Raw genomic sequence first — 20,626 nt, forward strand, 5'->3', positions numbered from 1 at the left:
CATGGAGAGTAACGAAGCGTGGGAGCACTTCAAAAATTTAGGGCTGAGTTATGACGTCTTGACGAAAGAAGACATCATGGTATTGCAAAATATGCTTGGTCTTATCTCTTGTATGGCGGTGTACATGCCCGACAGATGGACATGAAAGTAAGCAAGCCAAGAGTAAAAGATGTGAAGATTTTAAAAAGCGGCCTAAAGCACGCTCAAATCCAAATAGACGGCAGCTATTTCAGCAGGAGAGAAGGCATTACTTTTAGTCAAACTGGTTTCATTGGATTTGGCGGGGGGTTTAGCGATGTCAATGTGCAGCCAATTCTAAAAGCCTTTGTTAATGGTCCGATTATGTTGCTGAAAAGCCAAGGCAGCTTAGGTCAGTGAATAAGCGATCTTATCACAATGTGTAGGGAGACAAGAGTGGGATCGTAACAGATTAAAGGGAGGGACTGGGATTTTAAGATCTGGATCGTTGTGAATAAAGGTAATTTGTAGTGTACCAGGAATGTCAAAAATAGCATCTTCACTAAGCTGAGCTTGCTTTTGAGTGACTTCTTCTAAAAGAGAAATACGTTCGTTGGTTAGTTGCACATTAATCTTCAGTATCTCAGTTAATAATCTATTGACATCGCGAAGAGATATCTCGAAGAGAATGTTTATCGATACGTTCGAAAACATTTTGTAATCAAGCGCCCAACCGCCACTCACAGAGATCACATCATTTATCTCTCCAATTACATGAAGTCTGTCGTGCCTTGTGGTTCCATTAATACGGAGAATTCTTGGGAATATTCTTCAACACTCCTATTGATTGTTCTTCCAAGAATTGTAGAAAAAAACGAGTTGTATATCAATTATCAAAATAGTTAAGGAAGAAACGAGGAGAATTGAATGTTAAATGAGATAACCCTACGCTGTAATAAAAAAAACGTGGGAGGCGAAGTAATAAACAGGTGTTAATTATGCCCTATATTTGGGGAATTTCATAATTAAGTGTGTAAGTTATGTGTCATTGGACTGTTTCTCGGGATGAAATCCTAAGCCCCAACTGCTATCTCTGTTCCATGTATGAATAAATCCTGGTAATTCGTCATCACTAACAGTATCCATTTCATTTCCATAAACCTCGAGATGAATGATCGAATTATCAGGAACATCAAGATCATGACTAATATCAATGGCGTACGGTGTGTTTTGTGCTTTTAAATTTTTTGTCCAGGAAAAAATTGATTCCACAAATCATCGGGAGCATTTTGTTTTGATACCATCCTTGGTAATAACGAGGAAAACGAATTGATAAGAACGAGCAGCGCAGCCCAATGTGGAACGATTGGGACACACTAACCATTATCGGGAACATTTATGATAATCCTGAGTTGTTGGAAACTAGTTAACTTTGATAAAGAAAAAAGACCATGGGAAGACCATGATCTTCAATCAAATCCTTTTCTTAACGGCTTTCTGTGCTTTTAATTAAGGAGTTAAAGTGACTGTTTCAGGCCCATTATCACCAATCCACTTATTATTGTAGAATTTCCAAGTTGAAGTATCTTTTTGTATTACAAAGGAGTATGGTAACCATCCTGGCTTATTACCTTTGCCATCAGATTTAATTTCAATCTTTTGAATACTACCAAGAGAGGCGGATGCGGTTACGTAATATACACCTGTAGAACCTTGCTCAAAATCATCACCAGCACTGTCTAAGGTTGTCCATGGGGAATCCTTCTTGGAGCCATGCAATTTAATTTGAATTTTCGAATTTGTTCCTGCGTCATCTGCATTGTTTGTTTTGACAGTAACTTTATAGGTGTACGATGCAAGTGGTTCAATTTGATTTGAATTTTGGAGGCTCTCAGAAGCAAAAGCGCTTGTTCCACTTAGCATTAATGCAAAAGCTAGCACAGTAGAGATCCCTAAACGTTTCATGTAAAACACTCCTTTAGATCGGTATATTGGAAGCAATGAAATTATACAAAACATTTACTCAAATGTAAATATATGGGTATCAGCGAGTTAAGGGAGCTAAAAAGGAGGTTCAATCAATATTTCGTATAGAAATGCAGGAAGCAGTTGTTAGCTGGGGCATGTAAGAGATAGAGCGACTGAATTCGTATTCGTGCAGTGGAAATGAAAGGAATAGGCGATGCAAGCAGGACGTGAGTTGGATGCAAAAGTCACGGAGACGTTGGGGTGGAAAGAAGCGATTGACGAGGGATGGTACCGAATGCTGGGAAGACCAAAAAGGGTGTCTCCGTGAAGCTTACTTCCCAGGTTTATCTTATGGCAAAGGGAATCGACATTTAACATATGAGAAATTGTGATGAACTATGTTAATCCTTCTTATCGATTAACTTGGTAAGCAGGTCTTCGATTCTCTGTAAATGTTGATTGGTTTGCTTCAGCAGATAATACAAATTCACAATTGAGATCATTACCACAATCCCAAAGACTAATACATCCATTTTTATACCACCTTAATTGGTAATCATTAGGTAACTTGTACCTTTGTGAATAATAGCATGAAAGTAAAGAAATCGCGATATTTAACAAAATATTTCGTGTGTATCTAGGAGGGATAGAAGCATGAAGAATCTCACTGTCATAAATCAAAATGGACAACTGCTGGTAGATAGCAGAGAAGTGGCAGGAATGATTGGAGCCGGACAAGTTTCTTTCATGAAGTTCTACTGTTTTTTTCGAATACTGTCCTTCTTGTAAAAACAATCGAAAAGAAAAGGGCGCTCATAGCACCCCTTGTTTAATTCGATTTGCTAACGGAACTTGGAGAGGGGCTAAAAACTGGGGCTAATCTTGACGGGTGCAGCTTGTGGCTAAGGCCAAAAAATTCACAGAAGTTCATAATCAGTGGGCCCCACTTCTCGGGATCGATGTAGTTCTTCTCGCCAGTCATTAGGACTTGTTCATCAACATGAACGCGTATAATCTTTACTTCAATAGCTTTTAAAGTGCTTGGCCGTTCAAAAACATGGACCTGTTCTACCACGGCCTCTAATTGAACCGGGCACTCCGCAACGCGTGGAGGCCGAATCAGGTCCGAATCTTGTGGGGTGAACCTAGCCGTTCCGAATTTATCCGGTTCAAATCGGTATCCCACATTAGCTTTGCGCTCCGGGACAGGATTTCGCCCAGTTAGTAGAGCCAGACGATCCACCGCATGAGCAAGATCAGACGAAGGAAGATTTAAAACACATTCGCCCTCACGCAACAAATTGGTAACAGTTTGAGATGAGCTACTCATTCCAAGCATGCATGATTGATTAAGCCACCATGCAGAAGACATAGGGGCAAGGTTGACAGAATTGTCCTCATTTAATGTGCTGATGAGTACAACTGGCGTCCCAAAATAAAGAATTTTTGGCTCAACTACCTTATGCATAATCGCGCTCCCTCCACTATGAAAAGAAAAGTTTCCCATCGTCTCAGATAAGAGACCTATATCAAATTATAATCACTATTCTTTTCGTTATTTTGCTGTTTCATTTCGATTGAACTTTACACAACATTACGTGTGAGAAGGGGAGGGAGTAATCAGAAAGGGGACGGAACAAGAAAAAGAAAAAGGGGCTGTCCTAAAGTCGAAAGACAATGGGACCAGCTCTTTTCTTTATATACACAAAAAATATAAAAATCATTGACATGAGAGCTCAAATATGTGATTATCTACTCTGTCACTTATAATGATAATCATTATCAAACATTACTTCACACCAAACATCACGTGACAAGGAGAAATGAGCGCATGAAAAAAGGAACACGAATCGTACTGACCTGCTTGGTTGCATTAGTCACTCTCGTATCGGCGGGTTGCGGAAGCAGCCAAACAGCTTCGGAAGCACCCAAGAAGTCTGAGACACGCGTAGTCAAGCATCTAATGGGGGAAGTGACGATCCCGGCGGAACCAAAGCGAATTGCAGACGTCTCGGGAGCAGCGGAGGAGCTTTTAATTTTGGGACACAAGCCTGTTGCTACGGCCAATACATACAAGACAAAAATCATGTCCCACGTAGCAGATAAGCTGACCGATGTAAAACCGGTTGGATGGATGTGGGATGACTCCATCAATCTGGAAGCTGTTGTAGAAACAAAGCCAGACCTGATTATTATGAATAACCGCCAGCAAAAGATGTACGAGCAGCTGTCCAAAATTGCGCCGACTGTCGTTCTGGAGACAGATATGGACAAGTGGCGTGATAAGTTTAAAGAAATCGGTCGCCTGCTCGGACAAGAAGAGGACGTGAACAAATGGTTGGCTGGCTACGACGAGAAGACGAAAGGGATGCGCGAGCAACTCAAGCAAGCGTACGGCGACCAGACCTTCATGTTCCTGGCCGTAACGCCAAAATTGTTCCGCGTGTACGGCAACTATGGATATGCAGATATCCTGTTCTCTGATCTCGGTTTGAAGCCAGCTACCGGAACACCTGCCGATAAAACAATGGAAATGATCGAGCTGGAAGGTCTGACAAAGTTTCAGCCAGACCATATGTTCCTCGTCAATTTCGGCGGAAAAGCGGATGATGTTTACGCAGAACTGAAAAAGAGCCCAGTATGGAAAAGCAACAAGGCAGTTCAACAAGGCCATCTCTATGAAGTAACCAATGAAACATTCAACACCAAAGCCTTTGGCCCAATCGGCAAGGAAATGCTCTTAGAGGAGATTGGCAGCATGTTGCTGAAAAAGCAATAACCATGCGATAGACACTAAAAATGGAGCTATTCGAAAGTTGTTTCCTATCGTGGACTTGATAAAATATATGCTATGTTTGACTGCTTACTAATAAGCGAAACCCCTTGTGCCTGTTGGTGCGAGAGAATTTTTCTTTCGTGGGTGCATTTAAAAAATAAAGGTCATCTTGGCTGCACCCACGAAACACGGCGTAAACGCGAACGTTAAGGGTAGGAAAAACAATGCCTGCTCGGTTGGCTGAATATTTAGCTGCCTTACTGCTTAATAGGGCACCTGACAAATGTGATCACAAATCCCGTGAGATCTCCAGCGACGGCAACGTTCATAACACTCTACATCCAATCGTACTCTTCTTGGGTCTAGGTACGGGAGACATAACGTTTCACAATCTTCCTGAGGCGGACTTACACGTCTACATTCGTTCACACATTCTTGATAGCTAGGAAGAAATTCAACCAATTGACCATTTACTTTCTTGAAGCGCTTAGACTTTGATTTTTTCTTTTTCAAGTGATATTCCCTCCTGATGACGATCTTAGATAGTGTACGAACTCCATTATCGTTTTGATTGGCCAAATGTACTTATGTCTCAAAAATGTATGTAGATCAGTATTTAGGAACGTCTCTAAGGTAGGATGCAAGCTGGCTATTCGACTTATCACAGGAGGAATGGACAACGCGAAGTGGTTGACGAACAATACGGTATTAGGCTGACATTGAAATAATGTGTCGGGAAGAAAGAGCAATGCAAATATGTATAAAGCCCGTCTTCACAAACAAGACGGGCTAAAAGCTATTCATGTTTTATTGAATCGTAAAAGTAGCTACGATAACATTTTGATCTTCATAGGAATAGGGGGCTTGAAATTGTACGTAGCGATACCCGTCCGCATCAGCCTTAATAATGATTCCTGTCGTACCGCTCCAAATCTGTTTATTTTCAGCATGATAGACGGTGTAATTAGCAAAGCTTCCTCTTGGATTGATACGGAGCTCCTGCCCTTTCTTTAGATAAATCGCTTCTTTTGGACTTAACTGACCAGGTGTAAGGTAGTAATATTTGGTGAATTGTTGTTCTTGTTTTTGCTGCTCCATGGATATTTTTGGTTCACCTTGTACTTGAGCATTGGTAGAAGCGGAAGCATAGGCAGGTCCGCCAGAGAGGAGTAAAGCGAGCATCGAAATAGAGAGAAGCTGTTTTTTCATACCTAGTACACTCCTTTGAATCAATTCTGATCAAATTCTAATTATACGAACTAAAGGTAATTATACTTAAATTGAATGAATTGGTAAATATTTACATAAATTTTCGAGTTGTCATTTAATAAGTTGTAATGTAAAAACTGGTATGTTAAAATCGTGCTGACACTTAACGATTGGAGTTGAAGAGGATAATGTAATAATTCTTGCCACCTTTTTAAAGAATAAAGCAGAATTTCTTTTATTCTTTATTGGCAAGATAGTTACCTTATTCTTTTCACTCAGAAAATATATCCTTTTTATACCCTGCAATGGGTTGGATGTGCCGTATTTTTTGAGCTACAAGAAAGGTAACTTTCTTGTAGCTCTTTTTTTATTCTGACAAAGGAGGTTGTCGAGCTCGGAAAGACTGAAAATATCTCAGATGGCGTATCACAAACAGCCGTTAGTCGAGGTTGAAGCATGACAGCGAATTTTTGGAGGCATATCGGGACAAAGATTGTGGAACTGCAAGAGATAAACCATTTCTAGGAGGATGAAAGTGATGGAGATTGAGGTTGTAGATGATTATGTGAACCGGTTCCTATTGTGTGAAGCGGTTCACAAAAAAACAAATCGGTTGCCGGAGGTTTACCAATCTATCGACAGGTGCACGTAGTAATCTGTCTGTAAACGTGTGCGCTTTTTCTGTATAGTTGATTATTGACATGACGTGTCATAGCGCCAATTGACGGTTGCTTTTTACGGTTTCTCCGGCGGTAAGGAGAAGACATGAAACTAACCTCGAAATATGAAACGATTCGGCGAATATTGTCCGACTTCAAGCAGCCCAAGTATCGGTATGCTCAGATTATGGACGCAATTTTCAAGCAAAATATCGGCGAATACGGACGGATGACCATACTACCCAAATTTTTGCGTGACGAGTTGAACCGGATACTTGGTCCAAACGTTTGCAGTATCGTTCCGGTAAAGGAATTCACATCGAAACAGGTTAGCAAGGTGCTGTTTGCTATTCCGGGTGACGAACGCGTGGAGGCCGTACGACTTACTTATGAGCGGGGGTGGAAATCGTATTGTATTTCCACACAGTGCGGCTGCGGATTCGGGTGCAAGTTTTGTGCTACCGGTACCATTGGCCTGAAACGAAATCTGACCGCCGACGAAATTACCGACCAATTGCTGTACTTTCGCTTGAACGGCCACACTTTGGACAGCATCTCATTCATGGGCATGGGGGAGGCGCTTGCCAACCCGCATATTTTTGATGCAATGACGATATTGACCGACCCGTATCTCTTTGGTTTAGGACATCGACGAATTACGATTTCCACTATCGGCCTGTTGCAGGGAATCGACAAGCTGACTCGGGAGTTTCCCCAGGTCAATCTAACCTTCTCGCTGCATTCGCCGTTCGACGATCAGCGAAGTGAGCTGATGCCGATCAACGACCGATTCCCAGTCCGCGACGTACTGATGGCATTGGATCGTCACATCCGGCAAACAGGGAGAAAGGTATATATTGCATATATTCTTCTTCGTGGAGTAAACGACTCGACGGCGCACGCGGAAGCAGTTGCCGGGTTGCTAAGGGGAAGGGGACCTTGGGAACATCTCTACCACGTTAACCTGATTCCATTCAATTCTACCGAAGTTACGCCAGACAGCTATCGGCAATCCGATCCTACTCAGATTAAATCGTTTGTTCGGATCTTGAAGTCAAAGGGTATAAGCATCACGGTCCGAACTCAATTCGGATCGGACATTAACGTGGCATGCGGCCAGCTATACCGCTCTGAATAATCGATGCCGAAAATTAAAATTTATTACGCCGGACGCAGCGGGTCTGCAACAGACCCCAATATACCCATTAAACTAATAGAGATCTCCTTCATTTGAAGAAAATGTGGTTGCTAGGGCTGCCCCGTTTGTAGAATTATCTACTTAGAGGCAGCCTTCTCGGTATACATCTTAATAGTCGCTGGTACCATCTATTCTCTTGCAACGCTGGTGAATTTGTACGTAGTGACGTGTATTCGAGCAATCTTTGTGATCCCAGCAGCCCCACTTGGTATCTAGAGATACAAGGTTTTGAGATGTTTGCAAAGATTCAAGGTCCAAAATTGCTAAATAATCCCTAATTACGTTTTGGCAAGCAACAATGTGTATGAACTTAACTAATCAGAATGGGTGACTTACAGGAATAGTTAGGGAGATAAGGAGGGGGAACGGTGCTAGTATATAAGGTGGCGGTTTGCGATCATTTGGGTTAGATATGAAAACAAGCTGATCTATAGTAGATCAGCTTAGAAGGAATTTTGTAAAAATTGGACGGATTCGTGAAACATTTATTTGAATACAGCATTTCAAAATATCGGAGGGGACGGGTATTTGGAACTACTCTTTTACCGAGGTTATTCTGCTATCAATAAGGCGAGAAACTCTGTAAGAAACAGGAAGGAAACCTTGACGAGGCCAATAACGTGAAGATTGTAAATTCGTTTCTCTCCAATCTGTCATGCAGTAGACATATCCTTTTTTCTTCGCATGGGCAAGTCCATGTAGAGTAAGTGCATAATTAATACCTTGCCCGCGAAATTGATCTAGAGTACCAGCAACTCCTAATTCAACACAACGATCCGGTACATTCAAATTTACATTACTTGTATCTAAGGGGAAATATCCTTGGAAAGAAACAATTTTTCCATCTTTTAAGGCGATCCAGAAATCGACATCATGATCATCAAGGAGACCTGCATAACCTTTACGTAATTCCTGAGGATCATCACGTAAAGAATAACCAAAAACGGGTGCCTTATTTTGATGAGTTCTAATCATATTTGCAATATCCTCTACCAAGCTACGATCTTCTGGGGATGCCAAGCGAATTTCAACATCTGGAATGCTCAAGGGAAGGGGAGATTCCCGATCAAGTAATGAGAGTAATGCATGTGTTTGTTCAAAGCCAAATCCTAAACGGAACCAAGAATGAAGTAATTCCGGTTGACTGGCTGGAATGAGTGCAAAATGACTGAAATATCCCTCATCTACCCATAGTTGAGAAGCCTCTGAATAAAGATCTCTATATAATTCAACAGAGGTATTGCGAGAAATTGCATGACCCTCCAAATTAATCCAGACATGTCGATCCCGAAGAGGATTTTCAATCTTTTGTCCAATTAGGTAACCGACTAATTTACCATCTTCAATTGCTGCGACTCCGCTACTGTTTGGTTTTGACCATATCGTTTTAACAGCAGTCGTTGCATAATTTTCCTCTTCACATTCAATGGGTAGTACCGAAAGGATTTCTCGATCTAGTCTATGACGATTGGACAATAGTTGCCCAGCCTCTGAGATTAACTCGTCAGTAAATGGTATGAAATACATGAAATGGACACCTCTGTTTTTTATCATCATAAAGCTGTTCTTAATCTATTGCAATTCGTTTCCTTCATCCAACTCGTACTTTAAGTCATGAGGAGAATAACATGGAGAAAATTCGTATAGAAGGTGAAGCAAAAGCAGGGGGTAGCTCTCTGAAAAACGAAGTGAGTTTTTAAAGGTTTTATGGAGGGGCAATAAATGAACTTTCAGTTGATGACAAATACAGTGCAAAGCAAGTCGCAACTTGGAAATATCCGCAGGAATATTCTTTTTATGATTTTGAAGATAGTCCAGAAACATTTCAGGAACTATTAGATGGTACCTATTATAGTTTATACAAGAGCGAGATTTAAAGAGTCGGCCTCATTCGTAAACGATGGCACCCCCTTTATCGTGATGACGATGGAAATGGAGAATCTTGGCTAGGCAGAGTACTGAGCATGCCATTTACTATAAGAGAAACTGTGATGAGGCAGCAGAATGAGGTAAATCGGTTGTACTAAAAAAATGCCCATCGCAAGGGGGCTATACAGTGACGAGTTGTTAGGTTCCTAACATGATGATGTGAAAGGCGTTAAGCCGCTCGGGGGGAAGAACCGGGCGGCTTTTTTGTTGAAATCGTAGGTGAAGGACATACCACTGAAAAAGTTATGTCGTATGACAGGGTGTCCAAATCTAACCTCTCCGCAATACTGCACGACTTCTACTAAAGCGTAACGGGGGAGGATTGGACAAAAAGATGGGCTCAAAGCTCAATTATGTCTAAGAGTGAGAAAGAGGGCAGCTAAGCCGCCAAAAACATTGGACGGATATTAGCAATCATCACAGCTGACAGCAACAATTGTTAATAAAACGAAAAGAACCAAAACTAAAGCAAAATTGTCGTCAAAGAATCCCATCGATATCACCCCTTCAAGAGTATGAGGAAGAACCTCAAACTCAAGCTATGCAAATGGAGGAGCTATGTAAGGGCGATATCACAGCAAGTGGGAAATTTGGGCATGTAACCAACTGTTACCTGTCATGTCCACAAACTCAATTATGTTAAAAAATCAGGGAGATATGACGAAAAAAGACCATCCCTTAGCCACATTTATGGCATTCGGGACAGCCTTCTTGGAACTTTCGTGAGTGTAGCTATCTCTACCAAGGGCATAAGCATCTGCCATGATAAATAATGCATGAATCTCCGCAAGGCTCAATTGAATAATTTGAACCTAACTTTTTCAGGAGCTTCTTCAGCATGTTCATTCACCTCCTTGGTAGATATATCTTCCATGTATTACCATATTATCGTGGGTAAGTGATTATAAGAACATGAATTTTATTTGAACACGATGTTCGGAGTTAAAGCTTCAAGCCTTTCGAAGAATTTGGAAATAATCTGAGGTGATTTCTTCTAAATTTGAACTTATTTTCTCAAGAGACCAATGCAAAGCTGGGATTCATGAATAACACTTGAAGAAGGATCATGAACAATCATGGATATAGTGATGTAGCATTTGTTTTAGGTAAAATTCGGAGATTTACGCTGCATCAGAATCCACAAAAGTGTAGGAATAGACAGGAAGATATGTATCTTTCCATTATGCGTAAACCTGACATAGATAAGAGCTACTACCGTAGAAACGAGATAACTGAAAGAGAAAACGATCGTGCCCCAGGTCGAGATGGTTACTGGAATATCGCTTGAAAGAAGCGATTTATTGGCCCAAAGAATAAAGAACCAAAAAGCAAAGGCCAAACCAATCATCATTTTCAAAGACTTTTCATGCTTTCTTCTCCCTGCTACATACGTTTGTTTAATAAGACGAGGAACACAGAGAAAACGATTCAATAGGAAATGCAAATGAAACCAGTTCTTTTACCAATCGGTAATGGAAAGTTTCCATTCATATATGTTTTTTCATAATGGTATCACGAATCGTAATTTACAAATAAGAAAAAAGAAAAACATCATACCGATCGTTGAACAGTCGGTGTATGATGTTTAGCTAAAATAAACGATGTAGAATTTACTTTGCTTTCTTTTACGTTACTATTTCATATCAGTCTTTATTGGAATGTTTGGTGTTAAACGCTATAGGTCGGCCATCCGCAATACCCGTCAGCTTCACATGGTACGCGTTGTTCTTTTGCGCTGCTAACCCCAGGAAATGAAAGCGATAAAAGTAATGCAGCAGCAATACCAAACAGAGCAAGCTTTTTCATAAATCTTCCCCCTCGTAAGTGTAACTTCAAAAAAAGTATAGGCTCGTGAACAACATCTATTCTGAAAAGAAATCGAGTAGCTGGCGAGTGCTCATAGAGTGAATCCGTAAAACAGTCAAGAAATTTTGATGAATAGTTAGACGGAAAAAGACCATCCCTCCGCCACGCACATGGTTTTTGGGACGGCCTTTTTTAAGTACCATCTAACATTACGCAGGACACATACAGTGTTTTCCTGCTGGAATGCACTCCCGAGGGCATGGGCGGTATGAGTTAGCACCTATTTTTTGAAGTAATTTCTTCAACATTGTTATTCACCTCCTTAAATGGAAAAATATAACTTCTAATTTAATAATAACACACATACACTCAAATTAACATGAAAAATACCAAAAATTCGGAAAATAAAAATCTGCTAATGAAATGTCGTTGTCTTAGTTATTAAACTACGAATTGTGATAACAAGAAAGGGAACTGACTGATACCTGCGGCAATGTAAAATTATCGTTCAATGATCTCTCACTTGAAAGCATCTAATTATGTCTCTCCATTCTTCATTAACTATTGTTGGAATACAGCGCCAAGCGGCAGCCGCCACTTTGTAAAAGGACATAGAAAAAGAGTGTGTTAGAAATTGAAATAGGAAAGGAAACCAGCTGATGTCGATGGAGTTTCAACGTCAGCTTGTTGGTTGGACAGCGTAAGAAGTTTCTTTCCCTTTCCAGTCATATTGGGTAGTGCTTGCTGCGAAGGGGACCGACTTCCCCTGTAACGGGAGTGTTGCTCCTTGGGCGGTTGTGGCTAAGCCTGGTACCGCGACAACAGAGCTTACTACTAGAATCATCAAGGCTTTCTTAATCATTTGCAACTGTGAGAACAAGCAAACACCCATCATCAATCGCGAGGTTTGTGGCAAGTCTGTATGAGAGTGCTACACGTCATTTGAAACCCATCACAAACTGGCGTATAATCAGTTATTATTGATTAATCACTAAAAGGAGTCGATCTTGCAATGACGTCGGTCAATCGTAAAACGGAAATCATTTCTGCTGCCATTGAAGTTTTTGCTGAAATCGGATATTTCCGGGCAACGACAGCGCAAGTGGCAGAGCGTGCAAAGATTTCCCAGCCGTATATTTTCAAGTTTTTTGCATCGAAGGAAGCTCTGTTACAGGCAGCCTTGGAGGCTTCGTGGGAGCGAATCATTGACTCTTTCCGTCTCGTTGTGGAGTCCACATCCAAAGAGCAAGTGGAAACAGATTTAATCAAGGCATATGAAAAGATTTTGGCTTCCCATCAAAATGAAATACTTCTTCAAATGCAGTCCCAGACGATTCAAGAGCCTTCGATTCGAGAGGCAATGCGCGAAGGATTTCGGGAGGTTCGTCAGATTGTCCTAACAGCTTTTCGTGAAGCGGGCATCGCGAGTCCGGAAGAGAGAACACTAATTTTCCTGGCAAGAGGAATGCTGTGTAATATTTCAGCGGCTTTGGACATGCCAGAATTGATGGAGGTGTAGCGGAGAAAAAAAATGCGACAATTAGTTATTGACTAATCACTAACTAAAACGTTATAGTTCAAATTAGTTAGTGATTGATCAATCACAAATAAAACAAGTGGAGATGATCTGAATGAAAAAAGCGATTGTAGTCGGGGCAACAGGCGGAACGGGAGCGGCAATTTTGGCGGAACTCATCAATCGAGGGGTTGAAACAATTGCTTTTGGGCGTTCTCGACAAAAGCTAGAACAAATGGCGTCAGAGCTGGGGAATCCAGCACATTTGTACCTGGCCGTCGGGGATGCATTCCGGTCTCAAGACATCGTAGCAGCATCGGAAGGAGCGGATGTACTTTTCCATTGTGCAAACGTCCCATATCACGAGATGGTAAATAAGCTGATCCCACTTGGCGAAGCGGTTATGGAAGCCGCCAACAAGAAAGGTTTGAAGGTTGTTGCAGTAGACGGCATTTATCCATACGGAAGAAAGCAGATGGAACCAGTGACGGAAGAGCATCCAAAGCAACCGCATACGAAGAAAGGAAAAATCAGATTGGCATTTGAACAGATGCTGTTTAGCAGTCGCTGGGATCATGCGCGAACGATGATTGTCAGATTACCGGATTATTACGGACCTACTGCTAATCAAGCATCGTATTTGGGTTCCACACTTGAGGCAATTGCGGCTGGAAAACCAGGGCTTTTCATTGGGAATATGCGCGTTCCTCGCGAGTTTGTTTATTTGCCGGATGCGGCGAAGATGATTGTAGAGTTGGCCAGCCGTGAGTTGGCTTATGGACAAAACTGGCATATTCCAGGTGGAGGCATCATTTCCGGTCGAGACATTGTTCGAATCGCCCAAAAAGCAAGTGGCACCGTGAAACCTGTCATTCCTCTTGGCAAAATGGGTTTGTCTTTGTTAGGTATGTTCGTCCCTGTGATGAAGGAGGTTGTCGAGATGCTGTACTTAACCGAAAAACCGTTGATCCTTAGCGGAGAAAAATATAAACGGCTTATTGGACCGATCCCAGCGACGAATTTCGAGGAGGGTATAACGGCAACGATCCAGCATTTGCAGAATCGAACTTCCATGAAATAAATGCTAGCGGTTAGTTATTGATTAATCACTAACAAATAATTCTTTAAATATTCCTTTACAGGAATATTCCCCTTGGTGTATATTTTACCTAACAAGATGATCACAATAACGCTGAAGGGGATGAGATGAACGTAGAATCCATCATGTAACGAGGTGAGTGACATGTCAGGGATGGATCCGGGCATGGACATGGCGACGCTGAGTGCTTTGGCTGAACCGAATCGTATGAAAATCGTCGAACTTTTACGCGAGGGTCCTCTAACTGTAGGGGAAATCGCTGAACAACTGGGGCTTCGCCAACCCCAAGCCTCGAAGCATTTGAAGGTGCTTAGTGACAACGGGATCGTAGATGTGAAGGCCGAAGCCAATCGTCGATTTTACAAACTCAGGCCCGAGCCCTTCCGAGCGCTGGATTCTTGGGTGAGATCATTCCAGCGTGTTATGGAAGAAAGATTCGATAATCTGGAAGACTATTTGCGGGAACTGCAAAACAAGGAAAATTCTTGAGATCCACTCAAATGAATGAGGAGGAATTGCTATGACAAGAAATACAATGGTTTCAAAGGTAGAGAATGAGCGGGTGCTGATATTGGAGCGTGTTTTCGACGCGCCCAGAGATCTCGTGTTCAAGATGTTTAAGGAGCCTGAGCATCTCAAGCGTTGGTGGGGACCGAAAGGCTGGGAACTTCCGGTTTGTCATGTCGAATTCCGACCGGGCGGTGTTTGGCACTACTGCATGAAATGTGTCGATAAGAATCAAGGTGATTTTTACGGCATGGAATCTTGGGGCAAGGCCGTTTATAAGGAAATTGTCGAGCCGGAAAAAATCATCTATACCGATTACTTTTCAGATGCAGAAGGCAATACGAATGATACAATGCCTTCAACAGAGGTCACGATGGAATTCATTGATTTGGGCGGCAAGACGAAGTTGGTTAGCCGTGGTGAATACGTGTCCGCAGAAGCACTGAAGACTGTCATGGACATGGGCATGCTAGAGGGTATCACCCAAACATGGGATCGTTTGGAAGAGAGTCTGAACGAGATTAAGTAAGGGACATATAGGAAAGGCCGCCTGGCATGGAGACCCGGCGGCTTTTTCATTTTCGTTGCAGATTTATTTCACCATTAGCGAGATAAAATCATTTAACTTATCCAACGAAATGATATTTTGATTGCACGTCACACTGTCTTGGCAAATGTAGTTTCCTTTTTTCAAATACGTTCCATCCCCAGAACCTTTTGCTTCGAGTACGAACATGCCGATTTCCTCAAAGCGATTACAGAGAGCACAAACGCCTTTTTTGTTTACGTTTGTAAATTGTCCGTGTATGCCAATCAGTTTTCCTTCGTGGTAAGCGACAATAAATTTCTTTTCCGTCGCAGTGTCTAGCCAGCTCACATAAGAGATTTCTGAAAAATTGATCTCAGCTAAATTCGAGACTTTCAGCTTCTTTACTTTTGGAAAGAGCTTCTTAATGGAAGCCTCTGTGAGAGCAGGGAATGGAATCACAAACGGTGAAAGTTGATGCAAAAACTGCTTTCCTTCTGCTTTTTCTTTAATCGAGTCAATCGGCTGCAAAATCTCTTTTTGTTCTTCCGTCATGTTTGGGAACAACTGAAAGATTTCTTCATGGGCGATTTCTTTGCGAGCACGAATCACGTTGACGTCTGTACTGGTCGCATAGGCGTTCATGATTGCTTGAACGCGTGATTTAATGAAGTGATACTGATGCGTATGGATAAAAGGTTCCATCTTTCGGTTCCTCCTGCTTCTGTCTTGTAAGGTGGGTTCTTCTTTACTTTAGCGTGTTTGCAAGAGAGGAGAAAGGGGGAGGACATTTCCTAAAAAAACTCGCCATAAAAAAGCACTGACAACCTGAATGGAAAGGTCGTCAGTGCTTGATAAACGTCTATTTGGTATACACGATCTTTTTAATCGTCTCTGTAGACAAAAAGTATTCCTCCGCTAACTGAGAAATAGCCGTCCCGGCCCGGAAGCTGCTTTTAATAGCCGTATTCCGCTCATCCAGGAGTTTTCTCCCGCCAGTACGCGTCCCCCATCTTTGATGGGCTACTTTTGTCTTCGGAATGTAAATGGTTTCTCCTTGCACGTACTTTTGAATTTCTGCGAGTAACGATTCAGGAAGGATTAAATTTGCTTTCACACATTTCATTTCTGCTCGCTCCTTATTTATAAATAGGCAAATAAGGGGCAAAGCCAAGAAATAGGAAATGAGATACGCAAATGAAGGCGATGATTCGATTAAACGTAAGACCACCTCATGCAAAGTATCGCCTCACTATTTCTAGGCTTTGCATGAGCCGCTGCGGTATGTGGCAAATTGAGAGCATTCGCCATTGGTACACCCCCCTCGAGGTATGGTTTTCCCTTCCTATATACGAAGGGACTATATGTAATTATATAAGAAAATGACTTTTTTGTATAACGGTACTTACGCAACTAAAACATATGAATTACTCATTTACAGCCTATTGAAAGTCAAATATAGTAAAGGTAACGAATGTGAAAAGAGGTTTTGATAGAATATGATGAAACTGACAATCGCTAAATAAAATTCTAACTGAATTTGATACGGGAAAAGGTCAAATGAAGGGCATGCCCTTTGTTTATTTTTTACCCCTTTTTTCCAAAAGCGATTAGAAGACATTATATCTCATCAAAACAAATTTCCGTTTGTGCATGATATCTATTCTGTTCGGGATAGGTGTCTTCCTCACATCGATAAATTTGACCATGAGAAGAGAATTCTTCTTGTGGTCTTTTTTATTGGAACGAAGGGATTGCTGAAAAGGAATGGATGATGACAAACAGCACTAACAATAGAATGGGAGGTTTTTACATGGGTGAATATCGTTTGATTAGCGACTACAAGCATATCGAAACATACAAGGAAAGCTTTAATGACCTCGCCAAGCTGATCTTTCAGCTCGATTTTAAAGAATGGTATAACAAGGGCTTTTGGAATGACAACTATGTCTGCTACTCCTATATGGATGGGGACCAGGTCATTGCCAACGCTTCTGCCAGCAAGATGGTCGTGACATCCAATGGTAAAGACTATAAGGCACTCCAGATCGGAACGGTCATGACGCACCCGGCATATCGCACCCAAGGATTGGCAGCAAAATTGATGAACCATATTCTTCAAACATGCGAGAAGGAATACGATTTTATTTATTTGTTTGCCAACGAAACTGTGCTCGATTTTTATCCGAAGTTCGGATTTGAGAGAGTACAGGAAAGTAGTTTTCGCTTAATGGCGTCTGATTTGAAAAAGCAAGTAGGAAAAAAGTCGGTCTTGCGCAAGCTAGATGTTGATAATGAGGTTGATTTTATCATCATGAAGGAATTTGCTGCCAAACGAATTCCTGTTTCATCGAAATTGGGTGTCAAGGATAGCGAGCATCTGTTGATGTTTTACTTTCTGCTCGCTTTTCGGGATGCGATTTATTATGTCGAAGAAGAGGATGTGATTGTCTTATTTGAACAAGAAGATGACCACCTGCATGTATTTGATCTAGTAAGTAAAAAACCAGTTGATATAGAAGCAGTCCTTTCTCATTTGGTAACGGCTGAGACAACGATCATTCATTTTCACTTTATGCCGGATAGTGAGAATGAAAAGATCCAATCTGCATGGATGACAACGACGGATGATGCCTTATTTGTTCGTCCCTCGTTAAAAATGGAGAGAGAGCATTTTCGTTTTCCGCTTACTTCACACGCATAAAAGGTTTGAAATGACACGTCAGGTGAAACAGTAAAGTAGAAGAGAAAAAGCAGACGTCCAGTATGGAGGGGTGTGAGGGGAAAAGCATGTGTGGCCGTTTTACTCTCGTAACGAACTTGGAAAAATGGAAGGAACGGTTCCAAATCGAAGTCATTCCATTTGATGCAAAGCCACGGTACAATATTGCACCGGGTCAGTTCATTCCAGCGATTATTGCTAATCGTGGCGAGCGACGTATGGGTCAGTTGAGATGGGGGTTAGTGCCGTCGTGGGCTGCCGATGAGAAGAGCAGCTACAAAATGATCAATGCGCGTTGCGAGACATTAAATGAAAAGCCCGCATTCAAACAGCTTTTCGCCCGAAAGAGATGCATCCTTCCTGCTGACAGCTTTTATGAGTGGATGAACGCCATTACAGGGAAGCAACCGATTCGGATCATGATGAAGACCGGGGAACCATTTGCTTTTGCTGGCCTGTATGATACGTGGACGAATCAAGAGGGAGAAAAAGTACATACCTGCACGATTGTTACGACAAAGGCGAATGAGCTCATGAAGAATATACATGAGCGAATGCCTGTCATCTTAAAGAAAGATGACGAGGACTTATGGCTTGATCGGGAGAAGTATGATCAGCTGCAGCTACAGTCACTGTTTACCCCCTATGATTCCAGCGAGATGACGGTGTATCCGGTATCTACCAAAGTGGGCAGTCCCAAAAATGATGATCCTTCCTGTATTCAAGAAGTAGACATCGGTTCTTTGTTCGAAGATTAATCCTTTCGCAGGAGCTGAATTCTTTGTCGTAATTCCTGGTCGGTTAACGGCTCCAATTGCAACAATGCCTCATAGGGATCATTACCCGGAATATGAAAGTATCGAGCAAATGCAGGCTCTGTTTTGATGCCGCTTTGCTTCAGAGATCTGATATGTTGGTACGCATCCAAGCCTCCTATGTCTAACAATCGTGCTTCAATGTCCATATGACGGTAGGCATTTTGCTTTTCGACAGCCACCGGTTGAGCAAACAATTCAAACCAAAAGTCAGCTGTGAAAAACGAGATAACGCACGTGGGAATACTTTTTACATCCAGGTATGTCACTTCAAATCCGGGCAAGCAGCCAAACGCTGTACGAACAGCTTGCTCAAACTGTTCCAGATCATGACTTTCGCAAATAATGTCTAGATCGCTTTCCTTGACATCAATGTCCAATGGGATGGTTCCGGCAAGCACTGGGCGGTAATCGGATAGTACTTTCATGATGTGCGTATGTTGAATCGCTGCCCACGCCGCTTTTTGGCGCATCGTTCCTCTGCCCAAGTAAGAGAGATCATGCCAATTTCTCATGAGACTACCTCCATGTCTACTTTCTTTTAAAATAGTTTAGACAAAAGTGAATAAGTACGCAACGAAATCGGTCATTACTCGTATACCTAGATGAAGGGAGTGTAGTGGATGGAAATATTTTTGTGGGTCGTGGTTGTGTTATTGTTCTTGCTAAGCATCGCAGGAATTTTTTTACCCGTTTTACCTGATACGATCTTGCTGTGGGCGGGCTTTTTGCTCTATCACTTTTTCATTGCAGATCCGGGAGCGGGATTGCCGGCATCCTTTTGGTGGGGAATGGTCGTTCTAAGCATTCTGCTTTACGGTGCTGACTTACTGACGAACATGTACTTCGTGAAAAGGTACGGGGGGTCCAAGTGGTCGTCCGTTGCGGCTGTGGTCGGAATTATCCTCGGGATTTTCGTTTTCCCACCGTTTGGTATGCTGATCTTGCCGTTCGTATTTGTCGTTCTGGTAGAACTGATGGTACAGAAGCAGTCAATGGAGCGAGCAGTGAAAGCGGGCGTAGGCTCACTGATCGGATTTTTGGGCAGTGCGGTCGTAAAAGTCATTTTGCAAGTTACGATGATCATCTGGTTTTTTATCGCCAGATAACATACAGAAAACGAAAAGGACAGCCGAGGCTGTCCTTTTTTACGTGGAAACTAGTGAATGAGTCGATAGACACCGATGACTTTACCGAGAATGGTGACATGTTCCAGAATGATCGGTTCCATCGTGGCATTTTCCGGTTGGAGACGGAAGTGGTTCTTTTCTTTGAAAAATCTTTTGACGGTGGCTTCGTCTTCTTCTGTCATGGCTACGACAATGTCACCATTGTTCGCTACGTGCTGTTGGCGAACAATTACGTAGTCCCCGTCGAGAATCCCGGCATCAATCATACTGTTCCCGGAGACGCGCAGCATATAGACCTTGTCAGAAGTCACGATATTATCTGGAAGCGGGAAGTATTCTTCCACATCCTCAATGGCAGTAATCGGTTGTCCAGCGGTTACTTTTCCGATTACTGGCACACGGACGACAGAGTCTTCGAAATTGTCTTGAAAACGATCTTCATCTGATAGCAATTCGATGGCACGAGGTTTGGTAGGATCTCGACGAATGAGGCCTTTTTTCTCTAAACGTGCCAAATGCCCATGTACCGTTGAGCTGGAAGCTAGTCCAACAGCTTCTCCAATTTCACGTACAGATGGCGGATATCCTTTATCACGAACTTCCTTTCGTATGAACTCGATGATGGCTTGTTGTCTACTCGATAATTTTGACATAGAAAGACACCCCTGATTTCTCGAACATATTTTCCTATATTATACCATGGGAGCTTGCGTTCGACAAACATAAGTTCGATTATTTGTTGACATGAACATATGTTCTCATTTATTATGAGGTTACAAGTGATCAGAACGTATGTTTGTGAGGGGGC

The 20,626-nt window shown here is 42.1% G+C and carries 24 protein-coding genes; 13 read left to right on the top strand and 11 right to left on the bottom strand.

All coding sequences use genetic code 11. The features are described from left to right. Window position 1: 1 nt before the first annotated feature. From EL268_RS33115 to EL268_RS33935, 3 genes are all read left to right on the top strand, one after another. Window positions 2-145 carry a hypothetical protein gene (locus EL268_RS33115; RefSeq protein WP_197724043.1) on the top strand — a complete coding sequence of 48 codons (144 nt, stop codon included), beginning with the start codon at window positions 2-4 and terminating at the stop codon, window positions 143-145. Further along, window positions 142-378 carry a hypothetical protein gene (locus tag EL268_RS33120; RefSeq protein WP_197724044.1) on the top strand — a complete coding sequence of 79 codons (237 nt, stop codon included), beginning with the start codon at window positions 142-144 and terminating at the stop codon, window positions 376-378. Before EL268_RS33115 ends, EL268_RS33120 begins: the two co-directional genes overlap by 4 nt. Before the next feature lie 908 nt (window positions 379-1,286). Then, window positions 1,287-1,388, top strand: coding sequence for a YopX family protein (locus tag EL268_RS33935; RefSeq protein ID WP_373863409.1), 102 nt, complete (start codon window positions 1,287-1,289; stop codon window positions 1,386-1,388). A gap of 79 nt (window positions 1,389-1,467) precedes the next feature. Here the strand turns inward: EL268_RS33935 and EL268_RS12950 are convergent, their stop codons facing one another. Further along, on the bottom strand, window positions 1,468-1,923 hold the full coding sequence (locus tag EL268_RS12950; protein ID WP_164724471.1) for a PLAT/LH2 domain-containing protein: 456 nt from the start codon (window positions 1,921-1,923) through the stop codon (window positions 1,468-1,470). A gap of 404 nt (window positions 1,924-2,327) precedes the next feature. Then, a complete protein-coding gene (locus tag EL268_RS33685; RefSeq protein ID WP_255438263.1) occupies window positions 2,328-2,459 on the bottom strand; it encodes a hypothetical protein in 132 nt (43 codons plus the stop codon). Window positions 2,460-2,580: 121 nt separating this feature from the next. On the opposite strand from EL268_RS33685, the gene EL268_RS33940 reads away from it, so the two are divergent. After that, entirely contained in the window at window positions 2,581-2,715 is a 135-nt protein-coding gene (locus EL268_RS33940; RefSeq protein ID WP_373863408.1) for a hypothetical protein, read from the top strand. A 40-nt stretch (window positions 2,716-2,755) separates the two neighbouring features. Here EL268_RS33940 and EL268_RS12960 read toward each other — a convergent pair whose 3' ends face one another. After that, window positions 2,756-3,394 (bottom strand): flavin reductase family protein, encoded by a 639-nt coding sequence (locus tag EL268_RS12960; RefSeq protein WP_106656537.1) that lies wholly within the window; start codon window positions 3,392-3,394, stop codon window positions 2,756-2,758. 363 nt (window positions 3,395-3,757) lie between these two features. On the opposite strand from EL268_RS12960, the gene EL268_RS12965 reads away from it, so the two are divergent. After that, complete coding sequence (locus EL268_RS12965) at window positions 3,758-4,705, top strand: ABC transporter substrate-binding protein (RefSeq protein ID WP_106656536.1); 948 nt, start codon at window positions 3,758-3,760, stop codon at window positions 4,703-4,705. An 804-nt stretch (window positions 4,706-5,509) separates the two neighbouring features. Here the strand turns inward: EL268_RS12965 and EL268_RS12970 are convergent. Then, complete coding sequence (locus tag EL268_RS12970) at window positions 5,510-5,911, bottom strand: hypothetical protein (protein ID WP_106656535.1); 402 nt, start codon at window positions 5,909-5,911, stop codon at window positions 5,510-5,512. 765 nt (window positions 5,912-6,676) lie between these two features. Between EL268_RS12970 and EL268_RS12975 the strand changes: the two genes are divergently transcribed. Then, on the top strand, window positions 6,677-7,708 hold the full coding sequence (locus tag EL268_RS12975) for a Cfr family 23S rRNA (adenine(2503)-C(8))-methyltransferase (protein ID WP_106656534.1): 1,032 nt from the start codon (window positions 6,677-6,679) through the stop codon (window positions 7,706-7,708). A 594-nt stretch (window positions 7,709-8,302) separates the two neighbouring features. Here EL268_RS12975 and EL268_RS12980 read toward each other — a convergent pair. From EL268_RS12980 to EL268_RS32785, 3 genes are all read right to left on the bottom strand, one after another. After that, window positions 8,303-9,295, bottom strand: a complete 993-nt coding sequence (locus EL268_RS12980; RefSeq protein WP_106656533.1) for a GNAT family N-acetyltransferase — start codon at window positions 9,293-9,295, stop codon at window positions 8,303-8,305. Window positions 9,296-10,104: 809 nt separating this feature from the next. Continuing rightward, complete coding sequence (gene yjcZ / locus EL268_RS12985; protein ID WP_083995000.1) at window positions 10,105-10,191, bottom strand: sporulation protein YjcZ; 87 nt, start codon at window positions 10,189-10,191, stop codon at window positions 10,105-10,107. A 1,174-nt stretch (window positions 10,192-11,365) separates the two neighbouring features. After that, on the bottom strand, window positions 11,366-11,503 hold the full coding sequence (locus tag EL268_RS32785; RefSeq protein ID WP_164724472.1) for a hypothetical protein: 138 nt from the start codon (window positions 11,501-11,503) through the stop codon (window positions 11,366-11,368). Window positions 11,504-12,515: 1,012 nt separating this feature from the next. On the opposite strand from EL268_RS32785, the gene EL268_RS12995 reads away from it, so the two are divergent. From EL268_RS12995 to EL268_RS13010, 4 genes are all read left to right on the top strand, one after another. After that, window positions 12,516-13,022, top strand: coding sequence for a TetR/AcrR family transcriptional regulator (locus EL268_RS12995; protein WP_106656532.1), 507 nt, complete (start codon window positions 12,516-12,518; stop codon window positions 13,020-13,022). A 112-nt stretch (window positions 13,023-13,134) separates the two neighbouring features. Next, window positions 13,135-14,100 carry an SDR family NAD(P)-dependent oxidoreductase gene (locus tag EL268_RS13000; protein WP_106656531.1) on the top strand — a complete coding sequence of 322 codons (966 nt, stop codon included), beginning with the start codon at window positions 13,135-13,137 and terminating at the stop codon, window positions 14,098-14,100. Window positions 14,101-14,262: 162 nt separating this feature from the next. Beyond that, entirely contained in the window at window positions 14,263-14,607 is a 345-nt protein-coding gene (locus EL268_RS13005) for an ArsR/SmtB family transcription factor (RefSeq protein ID WP_106656530.1), read from the top strand. A gap of 31 nt (window positions 14,608-14,638) precedes the next feature. Then, window positions 14,639-15,154, top strand: coding sequence for an SRPBCC domain-containing protein (locus EL268_RS13010; RefSeq protein ID WP_106656529.1), 516 nt, complete (start codon window positions 14,639-14,641; stop codon window positions 15,152-15,154). Between the two features lie 63 nt (window positions 15,155-15,217). On the opposite strand, the gene EL268_RS13015 is transcribed toward EL268_RS13010, so the two are convergent. Both EL268_RS13015 and EL268_RS13020 read right to left on the bottom strand, forming a co-directional pair. Further along, on the bottom strand, window positions 15,218-15,856 hold the full coding sequence (locus EL268_RS13015; RefSeq protein WP_106656528.1) for a FusB/FusC family EF-G-binding protein: 639 nt from the start codon (window positions 15,854-15,856) through the stop codon (window positions 15,218-15,220). Window positions 15,857-16,013: 157 nt separating this feature from the next. Then, a complete protein-coding gene (locus EL268_RS13020; RefSeq protein WP_106656527.1) occupies window positions 16,014-16,277 on the bottom strand; it encodes a CD3324 family protein in 264 nt (87 codons plus the stop codon). Window positions 16,278-16,964: 687 nt separating this feature from the next. Between EL268_RS13020 and EL268_RS13025 the strand changes: the two genes are divergently transcribed. Beyond that, window positions 16,965-17,855, top strand: coding sequence for a GNAT family N-acetyltransferase (locus tag EL268_RS13025; RefSeq protein ID WP_106656526.1), 891 nt, complete (start codon window positions 16,965-16,967; stop codon window positions 17,853-17,855). A gap of 86 nt (window positions 17,856-17,941) precedes the next feature. Then, window positions 17,942-18,631 carry an SOS response-associated peptidase gene (locus EL268_RS13030; protein ID WP_106656525.1) on the top strand — a complete coding sequence of 230 codons (690 nt, stop codon included), beginning with the start codon at window positions 17,942-17,944 and terminating at the stop codon, window positions 18,629-18,631. Here the strand turns inward: EL268_RS13030 and EL268_RS13035 are convergent. Further along, complete coding sequence (locus tag EL268_RS13035; RefSeq protein ID WP_106656524.1) at window positions 18,628-19,203, bottom strand: DUF4269 domain-containing protein; 576 nt, start codon at window positions 19,201-19,203, stop codon at window positions 18,628-18,630. The genes EL268_RS13030 and EL268_RS13035 overlap by 4 nt on opposite strands. 108 nt (window positions 19,204-19,311) lie before the next feature. On the opposite strand from EL268_RS13035, the gene EL268_RS13040 reads away from it, so the two are divergent. Continuing rightward, window positions 19,312-19,797 (top strand): DUF456 domain-containing protein, encoded by a 486-nt coding sequence (locus EL268_RS13040; protein WP_106656523.1) that lies wholly within the window; start codon window positions 19,312-19,314, stop codon window positions 19,795-19,797. Window positions 19,798-19,847: 50 nt separating this feature from the next. Here EL268_RS13040 and lexA read toward each other — a convergent pair whose 3' ends face one another. Then, window positions 19,848-20,471 carry a transcriptional repressor LexA gene (gene lexA, locus EL268_RS13045; RefSeq protein WP_007718939.1) on the bottom strand — a complete coding sequence of 208 codons (624 nt, stop codon included), beginning with the start codon at window positions 20,469-20,471 and terminating at the stop codon, window positions 19,848-19,850. Between the last annotated feature and the right edge of the window lie 155 nt (window positions 20,472-20,626).

The organism is Brevibacillus brevis, assembly GCF_900637055.1.
GTDB lineage: Bacteria > Bacillota > Bacilli > Brevibacillales > Brevibacillaceae > Brevibacillus > Brevibacillus brevis.